This is a genomic window from Streptomyces sp. 351MFTsu5.1 (assembly GCF_000383655.1).
Taxonomy (GTDB): Bacteria; Actinomycetota; Actinomycetes; order Streptomycetales; family Streptomycetaceae; genus Streptomyces; species Streptomyces griseorubiginosus.
Genome location: NZ_KB911787.1, coordinates 142,577 through 157,328 on the forward strand (window position 1 = coordinate 142,577; position 14,752 = coordinate 157,328).

Genomic DNA, 14,752 nt, shown 5'->3' on the forward strand with positions numbered 1-14,752 from the left:
CCCGTCGACGGCGGCGATCAGCGCACCGTTTCCGCATCGAAAGCGAATTCGAGGCCCCGTCGCAGCCGGTGCATTCCGCGCCGCGCGTGACTCTTCACCGTGCCCAGTGGCCACCCCGTGCGCTCGGCGATCTGGATCTGGCTCAGGTCCTCGTAGAACGTCAGGCGCAGCACCCGCTGCTGGGCCGAGGGGAGTTTGGCGAGCTCGGCGCGCACGACCAGCCCGTCCACGGTCGCCTCCGTCCGGTCCTCGGTGTGCCGGGGAAGGACGGCCCGGGCGTCCGCCGAAACGGCGAGGTCGAAGCGGCGTCCGCGGGCCCGGAGGGCGTCGGCGACCTTGCGCCGGGTGATACCGACGATCCAGCCGGCGAGCGTCCCCCGTTCGGGCCGGTACCCCTGCCGTCCGCGCCACACGCCGAGGAAGACCTGCTGGGTCACGTCCTCGGCCTCGTTCGGGTCACCCAGGGAGCGCCGGGCCAGGGTGTGCACAAGGGGTGACCAGCGGTGGTAGGCGACCGTCAGGCACGTCTCGTCGCCCGCCGCCAGTCCGCGCGCCAACTCCTCCTCGTCGGGCGGCACTTCGGGGAGCGCCCAGGTGGTCGGCGGCTCGGCCACGGCCCACCGAGGCTCCCCGGCCGCCGTGCCGGGCGGCACCACCGGGAGAGTGCTCGACTGGGCGTCCATGGCGGCGGCTCCTCGCGGTGTACGGCTCCGGCGGACGGGCGGCCCACGAGGCGCGGGCATGCCGGACCCCGCTCGGCCGGAGCGTGTGACGTCGCGGGCATCCTCTGAGCCCCGGGGCGAGGCCCGCAACTTGCATCGGTTCTGCGTCGTATAGTCGGGCCATGGGTGACATTCCGGAGGTCGGAGAACCGTCGGCCCGGCCGGAGCCGACCCCCCGCGACACCGCGACGAGTCTCACTACCGGCGCCCTGGCCCGTCGGCTGGGCGTCTCGCCGACCACGCTGCGCTCCTGGGACCGGCGCTACGGCATCGGCCCCGCCGTCCGCGCCGACGGCCGGCACCGCCGGTGGACCGCGCCGGACATCGCCGTACTGGAGACGATGTGCCGGCTCACCTCGACGGGCGTACCGCCGGCCGAGGCGGCGCGCGCGGCCAAGCGGTCGGCGCTCCCGGAACCGGCGGGCACCCCGCTCTCGGCGAGACCCGCGGAACCGGCGGACGACCCGGACCTGGCACCGGCGCCGGAACCGATGACCCGGTCCCGGGCGGCCGGCACGCTCCCCCTGGGGGATGTGCGGCAGGAGTGCCGGGGCCTGGCCCGGGCGGCCGTACGCCTCGACGCGCCCGCCGTGCAGGAGCAGTTGGCGGCGGCGGTGGAGACCCATGGCCTCGCGGTGGCCTGGCAGGAGGTGATGGTGCCGACGCTGCACGCAGTGGGCCGCAAGTGGGCCTCGTCCGGGGACCGTTACGTCGAGGTCGAGCACCTGCTGTCCTGGCACATGTCCACCGCGCTGCGCCGCGGCACCCGCGCGCCGGCCCGGCACGCGGACACACCCGGTCCAGGGCCGGTGGTGCTGGCCTGTGTCCCCGGCGAGCAGCACACGCTCGCGCTGGAGGCGCTCAACGCCGCGCTGACCGAACTGCGCCTGCCCGCGAGGATGTTCGGCGCCGCCGTACCCGCGGAGGCGCTGATCGGGGCCGTGGAGCGACTCGGTCCTGCGGCCGTCGTCCTGTGGTCGCAGGTCCGCTCCACCGCGAGTTTCCCGCTGGCCCGGCATCTGGCCGGCACCGGGTGGGGGGTGAAGGGCGCGCGCAGAAGGCCCCTGGTCGTCCTGGGCGGGCCGGGCTGGGCCGGCCGTTCCGGTCAGGGCATGCTGCGGCCCACGTCCTTCCAGGACGCCCTGGACCCCCTCGCCGGACTGTACGGGGCCGGGTCGCCGAAGTCCGCCGGGTCGCAGCGCCGGGAGAACGGCCTCAGTCGCGGCCCCGGGCGCGCTTGAACCGGGCGAGCCCCTCGTACAGCTCGACGATCGGGTCCGGGTAGTCGAACGCGGCCCGGTCCAGCCCCCGCAGCTTCCACGGCTCGTGCACCGAGGGCCCTTCCAGGGCGGCCAGTTCGGGCACCCAGCGGCGGACGTAGGCGCCGTCCGGGTCGTACCGCTTGGCCTGGATGACCGGGTTGAGGACCCGGTTGGGCCGGGTGTCGGTGCCGGTGCCCGCCATCCACTGCCAGTTGAGCTGGTTGTTGGCCACGTCCCCGTCCACCAGCAGGTCCAGGAAATGCCGGGCGCCGACCCGCCAGTCCACGTACAGCGTCTTGGCGAGGAAGCTCGCGGTCAGGAGACGGCCGCGGTTGTGCATCCACCCCTCGTGGCGCAGCTGGCGCATCGCCGCGTCGACGACCGGGTAGCCGGTCCGGCCCTCCTTCCACGCCTCGACGTCGGCCCCGGCCTCCTCCTCGGAGCGCCAACGGTCGTGCTGGGTGCGGTAGTCGGCGTCCGCGGCGGCGGGGCGCGCCGCCAGTACCTGACGGTGGAAGTCGCGCCAGGCGAGCTGCCGTACGAAGGCCTCCGCGCCCGGACCGCCCGCCCGGCGCGCCCGGTGGACGAGCTCGACGGGGGACAGGGTGCCGAAGTGGAGGTGCGGGGAGAGCCGGGAGGTCGCGTCGCCGGCCAGGTCGTCGTGCCGGTCCTCGTACGCGGCCACTCCGGAGCGCAGCCAGCCGGCTAGGCTCTTGCGGCCCGCGCTCTCGCCGCCCACGGCGAGGCCCTCCGAGAGCCCGGACAGGCCGGCGCGTGAGGGCAGTGACTCGGATCCCACCCCCTCCGGGACCCGCACCGCCCTCGGCGCCCCGTGCGGCTCCCGCAGCCGCTGCTCCGACCAGCGCCGGAAGTAGGGCGTGAACACGGCGAAGTGGTCCGAGCCCGCCGGGGCCACCGCGCCGGGTGCGACGGCCGTGGACACCGTGTCGTGCACGTGCAGCCGTACGCCCTCGCCCTCCAGGGCCCGCCGCAGCCGCCGTTCCCGCCGGTGGGCGTGCGCACTGGCGTCGGCGGCCATGTGCACCTCGTCGGCGTCCGCCTCGGCGGCGACCTTGCACACCTCCTCGACCAGGTCACCGGAGCGCACCACCAGCCGGCCGCCCCGCTCGCGCAGACCGGCGTCCAGATCGTGCAGACAGTCGGCGAGGAACGCCAGCCGGTTCGGTACGGCGAACCCGGAGGCGTCCACGCCCCGGTCCCGCACGAACAGCGGCACGACCTCCTCGGTGCCGTCGAGGGCCGCTCGGAGCGGCGGGTGGTCGTGCAGCCGCAGGTCACAGGTGAACAGGACGACCGAGATGCTCATGGGGCGTGCTCCGGGTGGAGAGGGGGCCGGGCGGCTCGTGGCGGGTGAGGGGGCGTGCTCCGGGAGGCGGAGCGGGCGCGAGGCCGGGGACGGAAACAGGAGGCGCAAGGGACGGAGGGATGGGGGCGGGGAGAGGTCCGACGGTCAGGGGGCTGGAGGCGGGGGAGAGGTCCGAGGGTCAGTGGGTGGAGGCGTGCTCCGGTTCGTGGGTCGCCGAACTCGCCGCCGTCCGGGCGATGTTGCGGGCCATGCCGCCGAACACCACCGCGTGGAAGGGCGAGACGCTCCACCAGTACGCGTGTCCGAGGAGGCCGTGCGGATGGAACAGGGCGCGCTGGCGGTACCGGGTGCGGCCGTTCTCGTCGCTGTCCACCGCCATCTCCAGCCAGGCCAGACCCGGCAGCCGCATCTCGGCGCGCAGCCGCAGCAGCCGGCCCGGCTCGATCTCCTCGACCCGCCAGAAGTCCAGCGAGTCCCCGACCCGCAGCCGGGCCGCGTCCCGGCGCCCCCGGCGCAGCCCGACCCCGCCGACCAGCCGGTCGAGCCGGCCCCGCACCGCCCACGCGAGGGGGAAGGAGTACCAGCCGTTCTCGCCGCCGATGCCCTCCACGACCCGCCACAGCGCCTCGGGGGAGGCGTCGACCTCCAGCTCCCGGTGGTCGCTGTAGAGGCTGCCGCCGGCCCAGTCCGGGTCGGTGGGCAGCGGATCGCTCGGGGCGCCGGGCACGGACGCCGACGACCACCGGGTCGTCACCCGCGCCTCCCGCACCCGCTGGAGGGCCAGCCGTACGGCGTCGTCGAAGCCGATCGGGGCGGCGGGCGGACCGGCGAGATAACGGGCGATGTCGTTCTCGTGGCAGACCACCTCGTGCCGCAGCGACTCCGTGAGCGGCCGGGCGAGGGAGGCGGGCACCGGCGTGACCAGGCCCACCCAGTGGCTGGAGAGCCGGGGGGTGAGGATCGGCACGGGAACGATGATCCGGCGCGGCAGGCCGGCGATCGCCGCGTACCGGTTCATCATCTGCCGGTACGTCAGGATGTCGGGGCCGCCGAGGTCGAAGGCCCGGCTGACGTCGGAGGGCATGCTCGCGCTGCCGACCAGGGCGCGGAGCACGTCGCGGACCGCCACCGGCTGGATGCGGGTGTGCACCCAGCTCGGGGTGACCATCACGGGCAGCCGCTCGGTGAGGTACCGCAGCATCTCGAAGGAGGCCGAGCCGGATCCGATGACGACGGCGGCCCGGAGGATCGTGGTAGGGACCCCGGAATCGAGCAGGATGTGGGCCACCTCGGCACGGGAGCGCAGATGCGGGGAGAGCTCGCTCTCGGGCACCCCGGCGGGCGTGAGCCCGCTCAAATAGACGATCCGCCGTACGCCCGCGGTCCGGGCCTGCTCCGCGAAGATCCGCGCGGCCCTGCGGTCCGTCTCCTCGAAGTCCTTGCCTGACCCCATCCCGTGCACCAGGTAGTAGGCCACGTCCACGCCGTCGAGGGCACGCGCCACGGACGCCGGATCGGTCACGTCGCCGCCCATCACCTCGGCACGGTCGATCCAGGGATGGTCGCGCAGCCGGCCGGGGGAGCGGGCCAGACACCGCACCCGGTAGCCCGCGTCGAGCAGTTCGGGAACCAGGCGACCGCCGATGTAGCCGGTCGCGCCGGTCACCAGACAGCGCGGTCGCGCGCGCGTGTCGTCGTGGTCCATCGCGTCCCTGTCCTTCCTTCCGTCCCCTCGTGATCACTTCCACCGCTCGGGCCGGTTCGGATGCGGCCCGGGCCCGGGACCGGCCGGCGCTTCTATACGCTGATCACGTGGCCACACCGAACCAGCGGGACCAGGGCGCGCGACCGGAGTCCGGCGCGGGCGGGGCGCTGACCGACCTGTACGCCTTCGCCGTACTGCTGCGCCGGACGAACGGCGAGATCAACCGGCTCGTCCAGGGTTTCGCAGGTGACCACGGTCTGCACGCCACCGACATCCAGGCACTCGCCGCGATCATGGACGCGGAGGAGCCGATGACACCCAGTGGCCTGCGCCGGCACCTCGGGCTGACCTCGGGCGCGGTCACCGCGTGCGTGGACCGGCTGGAGCGGGCGGGGCACGTCCGCCGGGTGCGGGAGAGCGCGGACCGCAGGGTCGTCCATCTGCGGTACGAACCGGACGCCAGGGCGGCCGCACGGTCGTACTTCCGCCCCCTCGCCGAGGCGACCGAGGCCGCCCGCTCCCGGTTCGGCGAGCAGGAGCTGTCCGTGGTGGTGCGCTTCCTGGAGGCGCTGAATGAGGAACTCGCCGAGGCACGGCCGGGCGGCCGCTGAATCCACCGCCGACGACCGCATCCGCCGACCGGCCGACCGCGGAACCAGGGGCGTCGTCTACGATCACGGAACCGATGTAACTCAATGATTGAGATAGTTTCTCATTGAGTTTCTCATTAGGACACACGCACGCCCTCGACCCTGGAGACCGATGTCCCCCGCCGCCCGACGCACCCGTGTGCTCGTCCCCCTTCTCCTGCTGGCGCTCTGGCTCGTCGCCGGCGGTGCCCTCGGGCCCTTCGCCGGCCGTCTCGGTGAGGTCGCCACCAACGACCAGGCGGCGTTCCTGCCGCGCAGCGCCGAGTCCACCGCCGTCATCGCGGAGCAGAAGGCCTTCAGGCAGCAGGAGACCCTGCCGGTGATCGTCGTCTGGACCGGCACCGCGGTCGCCGACCGGAAGGCGGACGCAGACCTGGTGCTCGGCTCCTTCAAGGGCGTCCCCGGAGTCGCCGGCCAGGTGTCGCCCGCGATCCCCTCCGAGGACCGCGAGGCGCTCGAAGGCGTGGTGCCGCTGCACCCCGACCTCGGGGACGCCCTCCCCGGCACCCTCGACCGGATCCGGTCCGCCGCCGAGCGTGTCCCCGGCGCGACCGTGCAACTCGCCGGACCGGCCGCCACCCAGGCCGACCTGTCCGACGCCTTCGCCGGCATCGACGGACTGCTCCTCGCCGTCGCACTGGCCGTCGTCCTGCTCATCCTGCTGCTCGTCTACCGCAGCGTGCTGCTGCCGCTGATCATCATCCTCGGCGCGGTCTTCGCCCTGGGCACGGCCTGCGCGGTGGTGTACGCCCTCGCCGACCACGACGTCGTGCGCGTCGACGGACAGGTGCAGGGCATCCTTTCCATCCTCGTGATCGGCGCCGCCACCGACTACGCCCTGCTCCTCACCGCCCGCTGCCGCGAGGAACTCGCCCGCGGCGCCGACCGGTTCACCGCCGCGAGGGCGGCGCTGCGGCGGTCCTGGGCGGCGATCGTCGCCAGCGCGGCGACCGTGGCGCTCGGCCTGCTCGCCCTGCTGCTGAGCGACCTCACCAACAACCGCGCCCTCGGCCCGGTCGGCGCCATCGGCATCGTCTGCGCCGTGCTGACCTCGCTGACGTTCCTTCCCGCCGCTCTCGCCCTGCTCGGCCGCGCCGCCTACTGGCCCGCCCGCCCCCGCCCCGTGGACGAGAGGCGCGAGGGCGTCTGGCACCGGATCGCCTCCCTCGTCGACCGGGCGCCCCGGAAGGTCTGGGCGCTCACCCTCGTCGTCCTGCTGGCCGGCGCCGCCTTCGCGCCCACCCTCACCTCCAGGGGCGTCCCCCTCGACGAGACCTTCGTCGACGACGCCCCCTCGGTCACCGCCCAGAAGGCCCTGAGCCGGCACTTCCCGGCCGGCTCGGGCAACCCGGCCGTGATCGTCGCGGACGCCGGCCGGCTCACCGAGGTCGTCCGGGCCGCCAGGGACACCGAGGGCGTCGCCTCCGCCGCCGCGGTGAGCACCTCCGGCCGCCCCGGCGCCGACCCGCTGGTCGTCGACGGCCGGGTTCGGGTCGACGTCACCCTCAGCGCCGCCCCCGACAGCGACACCGCCAAGGAGACCGTCGCCCGGCTGCGCACCGCCCTGCACGAGGTGCCGGACGCGGACGCCCTCGTCGGCGGCTACACCGCCCAGCAGTACGACACGCTGCGCACCGCCCAGCACGACCGCACCCTCATCGTCCCGGTGGTCCTCGTGATCATCCTGTTCATCCTGGTCGTGCTGCTGCGCTCGCTGCTGCTGCCCGTGCTGCTGGTGGCCACCGTGGCTCTGAACTTCCTGACCACGCTGGGCGTTTCGGCCCTGGTCTTCCGCCATGTGTTCGGCTTCACCGGCACCGATCCCTCGGTGCCGCTGTACGGGTTCGTGTTCCTCGTCGCCCTCGGCGTCGACTACAACATCTTCCTGATGTCCCGGGTCCGCGAGGAGTCCCTGCGGCACGGACCACGGCAGGGCATGACACGCGGGCTGGTCACCACGGGCGGGGTCATCACCTCGGCCGGCGTGGTGCTGGCTGCGACCTTCGCCGCCCTCGGGGTGATCCCGCTGGCGTTCCTCGCCCAGATCGCCTTCATCGTCGCCTTCGGTGTCCTGCTGGACACGTTGGTGGTCCGTTCCCTGCTCGTGCCCGCGCTCGTGCGCGACATCGGGGCCCGCGTGTGGTGGCCGACGTCCGTCGGCGGGACCGACAAGACGTGAACATGTCCGCCCGGATCCGGGGCAACCGGACTGGTACAAGACGGTTCGTCAGCGATGTTGGAGGTGTCTGCCGCTATGAGCGCGAAGGTGTTGGAGCGGTTTCCAGCGGGATCTCCGCGCGGATCGTGGCCGGCAGAGGAGTACGCGGCACAGAGGCGGGCGCAGGGTGAGCCCGCGACCGTGGTGATGGACATCCAGTCCGACGCGTTCCTCGTGGTGGTCCCGGGACGGGACGAGGACTGAGCAGGCGGTTCACCGAGGCGGGGTGAGCGTGCCGCCCAGCTGTCGGGCCCGGCGCACGAAAACCTCGTGCAGGTCGTGCGCCGCCCGCGGCACGGGCTCGGCCCTGCGGCGCTGGAGCATCAGCAGCACCCGGGTGGCGTCCCCCTCGATCGGCCGGTGGGTGATCGTCCCCTGCCGCTCCAGGGGGTCCCCGGCCACGCTGAAGTCCGGCAGCACGGTCACCCCCAGCCCCTCCGCCACCATGAGCTTGCCCATCTCGGCGCCGTCGGTGGAGTACGCGAAGGACGCGTCACGGCCGTCGAGGAGCCGGTGCACGAAGCGGTGCATGACATACCCGGTACGCATCGCGATCAACGGCTGGGTCAGGAGATCGTCCACGGTCACACCCTTGCGGGCGGCCAGCGGGCTGTCCGGGCGCAGACACACCACCGGCCGCCCGCGCAGCAGTTGCGTCGACTCGAAACCGGCCGGTGTGTCGTCGCCGTCGAGGTGGTTGACCAGCCCGAGGTCGAACCCGCCCTCCGACAGCGCCCGGTGGATCTCGGTCTGCTGCGCACCGACCACCTCGACCTGGGTGACCGGGTGCGCGGCCCGGAAGTCCTCGACGGCCGGAATGAGCAGCGGCACGGTCGCCGCGTTCACCGTCCCCACGCGGACCATCCGGCTGATGCGGTGCTGCTCGCCCGCCGCCGCCCGCAACCGGTCCACGGCCTCCAGCACGCCGACGATGTGCGGCAGCAGCTCCCGGCCCTCCGCGCTCATCGTCGCCCCGGACCGCTTGCGCTCCAGCAGGTCGACCCCGAGCTCCCGCTCGAGATTCCGCACGGTCTCGCTCAACGCGGGCTGCGAAAGACGCAGTTCCTCCGCGGCCCGGCGCAATGAGCCGAGCCGGGTCACCGCGGCGATGTATTCCAGTTGTTCCGTCCGCATGCCCCGCAGAATGCGGTCCGTTTCCCGGCCGGTTCAAGGGTTTCCCTGTCACACGTTCGTGAAATTCAATGGTCCGCGATACGAGACCGGTCGGGTTTTCCTTGACGCCTCTCGCGGGCGGCTGTCACGATCGACGACATGAAGATGCGACTGGACCTCACGCGGCGACGCCATGTCGACCTCGCGCGCGTCTCCAGCGCCTCCTGTTGCGCCGCGGCCTGATCAACCCTCTTCGATCCGCCGCGCTTTCCTCTTTTTCCCACCCGAATTCAGCCGTGCCCTCATCCAGGCCCCTGCCTTGAATTCGGCGTGCCCGGAAACATTCCGCAACAGGAGTCACGCATGCCTGCCGCGCCCGTGAAATTCGCCTACTGGGTTCCCAACGTCAGCGGGGGACTCGTCACCAGCAAGATCGAGCAGCGCACCGACTGGGGCTACGACTACAACCGCGAACTCGCCGTCCTCGCCGAGAACAACGGCTTCGAGTACGCCCTCAGCCAGGTCCGCTACATGGCCAGCTACGGCGCCGAGTACCAGCACGAGTCGACCAGCTTCAGCCTCGCGCTGCTGCTCGCCACCGAACGCCTGAAGGTCATCGCCGCCGTCCACCCCGGCCTGTGGCACCCCGGCGTCCTCGCCAAGCTAGGCGCCACCGCCGACCACCTCTCCCAGGGCCGCTTCGCGGTCAACGTCGTGTCCGGCTGGTTCAAGGGCGAGTTCACCGCCCTCGGCGAGCCCTGGCTGGAGCACGACGAACGCTACCGGCGCTCCGAGGAGTTCATCACCGCACTCAAGAAGATCTGGACCGAGGACCACGCCGAACTCGCCGGTGACTTCTACCGGTTGCGCGACTTCTCCCTCAAGCCGAAGCCCCTCAACACCGAGGAGCGCTCGCACCCCGAGATCTTCCAGGGGGGCAACTCCACCGCCGCCCGGCAGATGGCCGGCCGGGTCTCCGACTGGTACTTCTCCAACGGCAAGGACTTCGACGGGGTCACCGAGCAGATCACCGACGTCCGCAAGGCCGCCGCCGAAGTCGGGCGCACCGCACCGAAGTTCGGCCTCAACGGCTTCCTCATCGCCCGCGACACCGAGGCCGAGGCCCGCGACACGCTCAGGGAGATCGTCGCCAAGGCCGACCACGAGGCCGTCGAGGGCTTCGGCGCGGCGGTCAAGCAGGCCGGACAGTCCACCGGCGACAAGAAGGGCATGTGGCAGGACTCCTCCTTCGAGGACCTCGTCCAGTACAACGACGGCTTCCGCACCGGCCTCATCGGCACCCCCGAGCAGATCGCCGAGCGGATCGTCGCCTACAAGAAGCTCGGCGTCGACCTGCTCCTGCTCGGCTTCCTGCACTACCACGAGGAGGTCGAGTACTTCGGCAGGCGGGTGCTGCCCCTCGTGCGTGAACTGGAAGCCCAGCAGCCCGAGTCCGTTCCCGCCCAGGTCTGAGGAGGTCACCGACATGAGCACTGCCACGCACACCGACTGGACGACCCGCCCCGCCCCGGAGACCGCGGCCGGCTGGATCGCCCGCGCCTCCGAGGTCGCCGCCGTCCTCGCCACCGATGCCGCCGCCCGCGACCACGCCGGGAACACCCCGTACGCCGAGGTCCAGCTCCTCAAGGACGCCGGACTCGTCACCCTCCTCGGCCCCGCCGAGCACGGCGGCGCGGGCCAGGACTGGCCCACCGCGTACCGGGTGGTCCGCGAGGTCGCCAAGGCCGACGGCTCCATCGGCCAGCTCCTCGGCTATCACTACCTGTGGTTCTGGGCCGCCCGCCTGGTCGGCACCCGCGAGCAGTGGGAGCACGTGGAGGCCGAGGCCTCCCGGAACCGCTGGTTCTTCGGCGGCGCGGTCAACCCGCGCGACCAGGACGTCGTCGTGACCGAGGACGGCGACGACCTCGTCTACACCGGCCGCAAGACCTTCTCCACCGGCAGCAAGGTCTCCGACGTCACCGTCCTCGAAGGCGTCCTGGAAGGCACCGACCAGCACGTCTTCGCCATCGTGCCCTCCGACTCCGAGGGGCTGACCTTCCACGACGACTGGGACAACATCGGCCAGCGGCTCACCGAGAGCGGCGGCGTCACCCTCGACGGCGTGCGCACCCCGTGGTCGTCGGCGGCCGGATACGTGGACAAGGTGTTCCAGCCGCGCGTCTACAACACCCTCAACGTCCCCACCATCCAGCTCGTCTTCGTCAACTTCTACCTCGGCATCGCGGGCGGCGCGCTGGAGACGGCCGCCACCTACACCCGCGAGAAGTCCCGCTCCTGGCTGCACGGCGGTTTCGAGCGCGCGGTCGACGAGCCGTACGTCATCGACACCTACGGCGACCTCACCGCCAAGCTCTGGGCGGCCGAGGCCCTCGCCGACGCCGTCGCCGCCGAGGGGCAGAAACTGCACGACGACCCCGACGCGGTCACCGAGAAGACCCGCGGCGACTTCGAGGTCCGGGTGGCCGCCGTCAAGGCCCGCGCCACCGACGTGGCCCTGGAGATCGCCGGCCGCATCTTCGAGGTGACGGGCGCCCGCTCCACGGCCACCTCGGAAGGGCTGGACCGGTTCTGGCGCAACGTCCGCACGCACACCCTCCACGACCCCGTCGCCTACAAGCGGCGCGAGGTCGGCCGCTGGGTCCTCGAAGGCGAACTGCCCGAACCCACCTGGTACTCCTGACCGCTTCCCCGGGGGCGCCCCCTCCTGAACCGGGGGCGCCCCCGCCTCTCCTCCCCGAAAGAGGACCTCATGGCCACCGTCCTGTCCGTCTCCGGCAGCCCCTCCGCCTCCTCCCGAACCAACCGGCTGCTGCGCCACCTCGACCGGCGCCTCGCCGCCCAGGGCCACGAGGTGATCCCGCTCGACGTGCGCACCATCCCCGCCGAGGCCCTGCTCGGGGCCGACTTCAAGCACCCGGCGATCGTCGAGGCCACCGAGCTGTTCGCCCGCGCCGACGGGGTCGTCGTCGGCACCCCGGTCTACAAGGCGTCGTACTCCGGAGTCCTCAAGGCGCTGCTCGACCTGCTCCCGCAGTACGCCCTGGCCGGCAAGACCGTGCTGCCCCTGGCCACCGGCGGTTCCACCGCCCACGTCCTCGCCATCGACTACGCCCTGCGCCCCGTTCTCAGCTCCATGGGCGCGGCCCACATCGTGCAGGGCTGGTTCACCCTCGACAAGGACATCACCGTGCAGGACGACGGTTCGCTGACCGTGGCGCCCCTGACGACCGAGTCCCTCGCCCAGGTCGTCGACCAGTTCTCGACCGCGCTGGGCCACCGGCCGGTCCTGGCGGCGGCGAGCTGACGAGCATGTCCGCCCATGTGATCGCCGACGACGCGGAGGCCCTCGCGGTCGCCGCGTCGCTCGCCGCGGAGTTCCGCCCCGGCGCCGCCGCCCGGGACGCCGAACGCAGGCTGCCGCGCGCGGAGCTGGACCGTCTCTCCGCCTCGGGGCTGCTCGCCGTCACCGTCCCCGCCGAGCACGGCGGAGCGGACATCGCCGCGCTGACCCTGGCCGAGATCTTCCGGCTGCTCGCCTCCGCCGACGCGAGCCTGGCCCAGATCCCGCAGAGCCACTTCGCCTACGTCAACGTGATTCGCCGTCAGGGCACCGACGAGCAGGGGAAGTTCTTCTTCGCCGAACTGCTCGCCGGACGCCGGTTCGGCAACGCCCAGTCCGAGGCGGGCACCCGGCACGTCCAGGACATCCGCACCCGCCTGCACCCGCGGCCCGACGGCTCCTACCGTCTCGAAGGCGTCAAGCACTACTGCACCGGCGCCCTGTTCGCCCACTGGATCCCGGTGCTGGCCCGAGCCGGTGACGACAAGCTCCATGTCGCCTACGTGCCCCACGACGCCCCCGGCCTCACGGTGATCGACGACTGGGACGGCCTCGGCCAGCGCACGACGGCCAGCGGCACCGTACGCCTCGACGGCGTCGAGGTTCCGGCCGACCGGGTCCTGCCGCACCACCTCACCTTCGAAGGGCCTCAACTCCACGGAGCCGTGGCCCAGTTGCTGCACGCGGCCATCGACGCCGGGATCGCCGGGGCAGCACTGGCGGAGGCGGCCGAGTTCGTCCGCACCAAGAGCCGCCCGTGGTTCGAGAGCGGTGTCGAGACGGCCGCCGAGGACCCCCTGCTGATCCAGCGCTTCGGTGAACTGGCCCTCCAGGTGCGGTCGTCGGAGGCGCTGCTGCGGGAAGCCGCCCGCGCGGTCGACCGGGCGCAGACCGACCTGTCCGACGACTCGGCGGCCGAGGCGTCCCTCGCGGTCGCCGCTGCCAAGGTGTCCGCCGCCCAGGCCGCGGTGGAGGTGGCGAGCGCCCTCTTCGAGGTCGCCGGCACCCGCTCGGCCCTGAACTCCCTGAATCTGCACCGCCATTGGCGTGACGCCCGCACCCACACCCTGCACGACCCGACCCGCTGGAAGATCCAGCACCTCGGCCGTCATGTGCTCAACGGCACCCGGCCACCCCGCCACGGCCTTCTCTGACGGCACCTTCCGGAGATCGGAGACTCCCGCATGTCCCTCACCTTCCACTGGTTCCTGCCCACCAACGGCGACAGCCGCCATGTCGTGGGCGGCGGTCACGGCACACCGGCCACGGTCTCCGGACAGGACCGGCCGCCGACGGTCGCCTATCTGAGCCAGATCGGCCGCGCCGCCGAGGACCTGGGCTTCGTGGGCGCGCTCACCCCCACGGGCGCCTGGTGCGAGGACGCTTGGCTGACCACCGCGATGGTCAGCCAGAACACCGAGCGGCTGAAGTTCCTGGTCGCGTTCCGGCCCGGCTTCGTCTCGCCGACGCTCGCCGCCCAGATGGCGTCCACCTTCCAGCGCCAGTCCGGCGGACGGCTCCTGCTCAACGTGGTCACCGGTGGGGAGAGCCACGAGCAGCGCGCCTACGGGGACTTCCTCGACAAGGACGCGCGCTACCGCCGTACCGGAGAATTCCTGGAAGTGGTACGGGGGTTGTGGGAGGGCAAGACCGTCGACCTGCACGGCGAGCACCTCCAGGTCGAGGACGCCAGGCTGGCCCGGGTGCCCGACCCGGTGCCCGAGGTCTACTTCGGCGGGTCCTCGCCGATCGCTGGGGAGGTCGCCGCGAAGTACGTCGACGTCTACCTCACCTGGGGCGAACCGCCCGCGCAGGTCGCCGAGAAGATCGCCTGGATCCGGGGGCTCGCGGCGAAGCAGGGACGCACCCTGCGCTTCGGGATCCGTCTGCATGTCATCACCCGCGACACCTCCGAGCAGGCCTGGGCCGAGGCGAACCGGCTCCTCGCGGGCTTCGACGCCGAGACCGTCAGGTCGGTGCAGGCCGGTCTCGCCCGCAGCGAGTCCGAGGGGCAGCAGCGGATGCTCGCCCTGCACGGCGGCGGCGACCGCGACCGTCTGGAGATCCACCCCAACCTGTGGGCCGGCATCGGCCTGGTGCGCGGCGGAGCGGGCACCGCGCTGGTCGGCAGCCATGACGAGGTGGCCGAGCGGATCAAGGAGTACCACGCCCTCGGCATCGACGAGTTCGTGCTCTCCGGCTACCCGCACCTGGAGGAGGCGTACTGGTTCGGCGAGGGCGTCCTGCCGCGCCTGGCCGCACAGGGCCTGTGGCAGCACCCGTCCGGCAGGACGGCCGCCCCCGCGGCGCAGGTGCCCTTCGCGAGCTGAGGGGGCCGTACCGTCCGGCAAGGATGTCGCTCGCGATGGGACGAGGCCACCCCGTACGCTC

The 14,752-nt window shown here is 72.6% G+C and carries 14 protein-coding genes; 10 read left to right on the top strand and 4 right to left on the bottom strand.

Translation table 11 applies throughout. The annotated features are described in order from the left end of the window. Positions 1-17 precede the first annotated feature (17 nt). A complete protein-coding gene (locus H295_RS0127400; protein ID WP_020138557.1) occupies positions 18-683 on the bottom strand; it encodes a sigma-70 family RNA polymerase sigma factor in 666 nt (221 codons plus the stop codon). A 161-nt stretch (positions 684-844) separates the two neighbouring features. On the opposite strand from H295_RS0127400, the gene H295_RS0127405 reads away from it, so the two are divergent. Beyond that, positions 845-1,963: a MerR family transcriptional regulator gene (locus tag H295_RS0127405; RefSeq protein WP_020138558.1), complete on the top strand. Its 1,119-nt coding sequence runs from the start codon at positions 845-847 to the stop codon at positions 1,961-1,963. Here H295_RS0127405 and H295_RS0127410 read toward each other — a convergent pair. Both H295_RS0127410 and H295_RS0127415 read right to left on the bottom strand, forming a co-directional pair. Next, on the bottom strand, positions 1,938-3,311 hold the full coding sequence (locus tag H295_RS0127410) for a cryptochrome/photolyase family protein (RefSeq protein ID WP_020138559.1): 1,374 nt from the start codon (positions 3,309-3,311) through the stop codon (positions 1,938-1,940). The genes H295_RS0127405 and H295_RS0127410 overlap by 26 nt on opposite strands. A gap of 178 nt (positions 3,312-3,489) precedes the next feature. Further along, positions 3,490-5,016, bottom strand: a complete 1,527-nt coding sequence (locus tag H295_RS0127415; RefSeq protein WP_020138560.1) for an SDR family oxidoreductase — start codon at positions 5,014-5,016, stop codon at positions 3,490-3,492. 107 nt (positions 5,017-5,123) lie between these two features. On the opposite strand from H295_RS0127415, the gene H295_RS0127420 reads away from it, so the two are divergent. From H295_RS0127420 to H295_RS0127430, 3 genes are all read left to right on the top strand, one after another. Then, positions 5,124-5,627 (top strand): MarR family winged helix-turn-helix transcriptional regulator, encoded by a 504-nt coding sequence (locus H295_RS0127420; protein ID WP_020138561.1) that lies wholly within the window; start codon positions 5,124-5,126, stop codon positions 5,625-5,627. 151 nt (positions 5,628-5,778) lie between these two features. Continuing rightward, positions 5,779-7,845, top strand: coding sequence for an MMPL family transporter (locus tag H295_RS0127425; RefSeq protein WP_020138562.1), 2,067 nt, complete (start codon positions 5,779-5,781; stop codon positions 7,843-7,845). Positions 7,846-7,899: 54 nt separating this feature from the next. Beyond that, positions 7,900-8,088 carry a hypothetical protein gene (locus H295_RS0127430; RefSeq protein ID WP_020138563.1) on the top strand — a complete coding sequence of 63 codons (189 nt, stop codon included), beginning with the start codon at positions 7,900-7,902 and terminating at the stop codon, positions 8,086-8,088. Positions 8,089-8,097: 9 nt separating this feature from the next. Here the strand turns inward: H295_RS0127430 and H295_RS0127435 are convergent, their stop codons facing one another. Next, positions 8,098-9,018 (bottom strand): LysR family transcriptional regulator, encoded by a 921-nt coding sequence (locus H295_RS0127435; RefSeq protein ID WP_020138564.1) that lies wholly within the window; start codon positions 9,016-9,018, stop codon positions 8,098-8,100. 144 nt (positions 9,019-9,162) lie between these two features. On the opposite strand from H295_RS0127435, the gene H295_RS48755 reads away from it, so the two are divergent. The 6 genes from H295_RS48755 to H295_RS0127460 all read left to right on the top strand — a co-directional run bounded on the left by H295_RS48755 (position 9,163) and on the right by H295_RS0127460 (position 14,691). Further along, positions 9,163-9,240 (top strand): putative leader peptide, encoded by a 78-nt coding sequence (locus H295_RS48755; protein WP_350786652.1) that lies wholly within the window; start codon positions 9,163-9,165, stop codon positions 9,238-9,240. A 120-nt stretch (positions 9,241-9,360) separates the two neighbouring features. Beyond that, positions 9,361-10,470: a dimethylsulfone monooxygenase SfnG gene (gene sfnG / locus H295_RS0127440; protein WP_020138565.1), complete on the top strand. Its 1,110-nt coding sequence runs from the start codon at positions 9,361-9,363 to the stop codon at positions 10,468-10,470. Between the two features lie 13 nt (positions 10,471-10,483). Beyond that, positions 10,484-11,701, top strand: coding sequence for an acyl-CoA dehydrogenase family protein (locus H295_RS0127445; protein ID WP_020138566.1), 1,218 nt, complete (start codon positions 10,484-10,486; stop codon positions 11,699-11,701). Between the two features lie 69 nt (positions 11,702-11,770). Next, positions 11,771-12,325 carry an NADPH-dependent FMN reductase gene (ssuE, locus tag H295_RS0127450; protein WP_020138567.1) on the top strand — a complete coding sequence of 185 codons (555 nt, stop codon included), beginning with the start codon at positions 11,771-11,773 and terminating at the stop codon, positions 12,323-12,325. A 5-nt stretch (positions 12,326-12,330) separates the two neighbouring features. Further along, on the top strand, positions 12,331-13,515 hold the full coding sequence (locus H295_RS0127455) for an SfnB family sulfur acquisition oxidoreductase (RefSeq protein ID WP_020138568.1): 1,185 nt from the start codon (positions 12,331-12,333) through the stop codon (positions 13,513-13,515). Between the two features lie 30 nt (positions 13,516-13,545). Then, positions 13,546-14,691 (top strand): LLM class flavin-dependent oxidoreductase, encoded by a 1,146-nt coding sequence (locus tag H295_RS0127460; protein ID WP_020138569.1) that lies wholly within the window; start codon positions 13,546-13,548, stop codon positions 14,689-14,691. Positions 14,692-14,752: the final 61 nt, after the last annotated feature.

Excerpts from the sequence above, each read along its gene's own strand:
- H295_RS0127410 (WP_020138559.1), bottom strand. The coding sequence starts at position 3,311 with ATGAGCATCTCGGTCGTCCTGTTCACCTGTGACCTGCGGCTGCACGAC.
- H295_RS48755 (WP_350786652.1), top strand. The coding sequence starts at position 9,163 with ATGCGACTGGACCTCACGCGGCGACGCCATGTCGACCTCGCGCGCGTC.
- H295_RS0127425 (WP_020138562.1), top strand. The coding sequence starts at position 5,779 with ATGTCCCCCGCCGCCCGACGCACCCGTGTGCTCGTCCCCCTTCTCCTG.
- H295_RS0127415 (WP_020138560.1), bottom strand. The coding sequence starts at position 5,016 with ATGGACCACGACGACACGCGCGCGCGACCGCGCTGTCTGGTGACCGGC.
- H295_RS0127400 (WP_020138557.1), bottom strand. The coding sequence starts at position 683 with ATGGACGCCCAGTCGAGCACTCTCCCGGTGGTGCCGCCCGGCACGGCG.
- H295_RS0127460 (WP_020138569.1), top strand. The coding sequence starts at position 13,546 with ATGTCCCTCACCTTCCACTGGTTCCTGCCCACCAACGGCGACAGCCGC.
- H295_RS0127435 (WP_020138564.1), bottom strand. The coding sequence starts at position 9,018 with ATGCGGACGGAACAACTGGAATACATCGCCGCGGTGACCCGGCTCGGC.
- sfnG (WP_020138565.1), top strand. The coding sequence starts at position 9,361 with ATGCCTGCCGCGCCCGTGAAATTCGCCTACTGGGTTCCCAACGTCAGC.
- H295_RS0127405 (WP_020138558.1), top strand. The coding sequence starts at position 845 with ATGGGTGACATTCCGGAGGTCGGAGAACCGTCGGCCCGGCCGGAGCCG.
- ssuE (WP_020138567.1), top strand. The coding sequence starts at position 11,771 with ATGGCCACCGTCCTGTCCGTCTCCGGCAGCCCCTCCGCCTCCTCCCGA.
- H295_RS0127430 (WP_020138563.1), top strand. The coding sequence starts at position 7,900 with ATGTTGGAGGTGTCTGCCGCTATGAGCGCGAAGGTGTTGGAGCGGTTT.
- H295_RS0127445 (WP_020138566.1), top strand. The coding sequence starts at position 10,484 with ATGAGCACTGCCACGCACACCGACTGGACGACCCGCCCCGCCCCGGAG.
- H295_RS0127455 (WP_020138568.1), top strand. The coding sequence starts at position 12,331 with ATGTCCGCCCATGTGATCGCCGACGACGCGGAGGCCCTCGCGGTCGCC.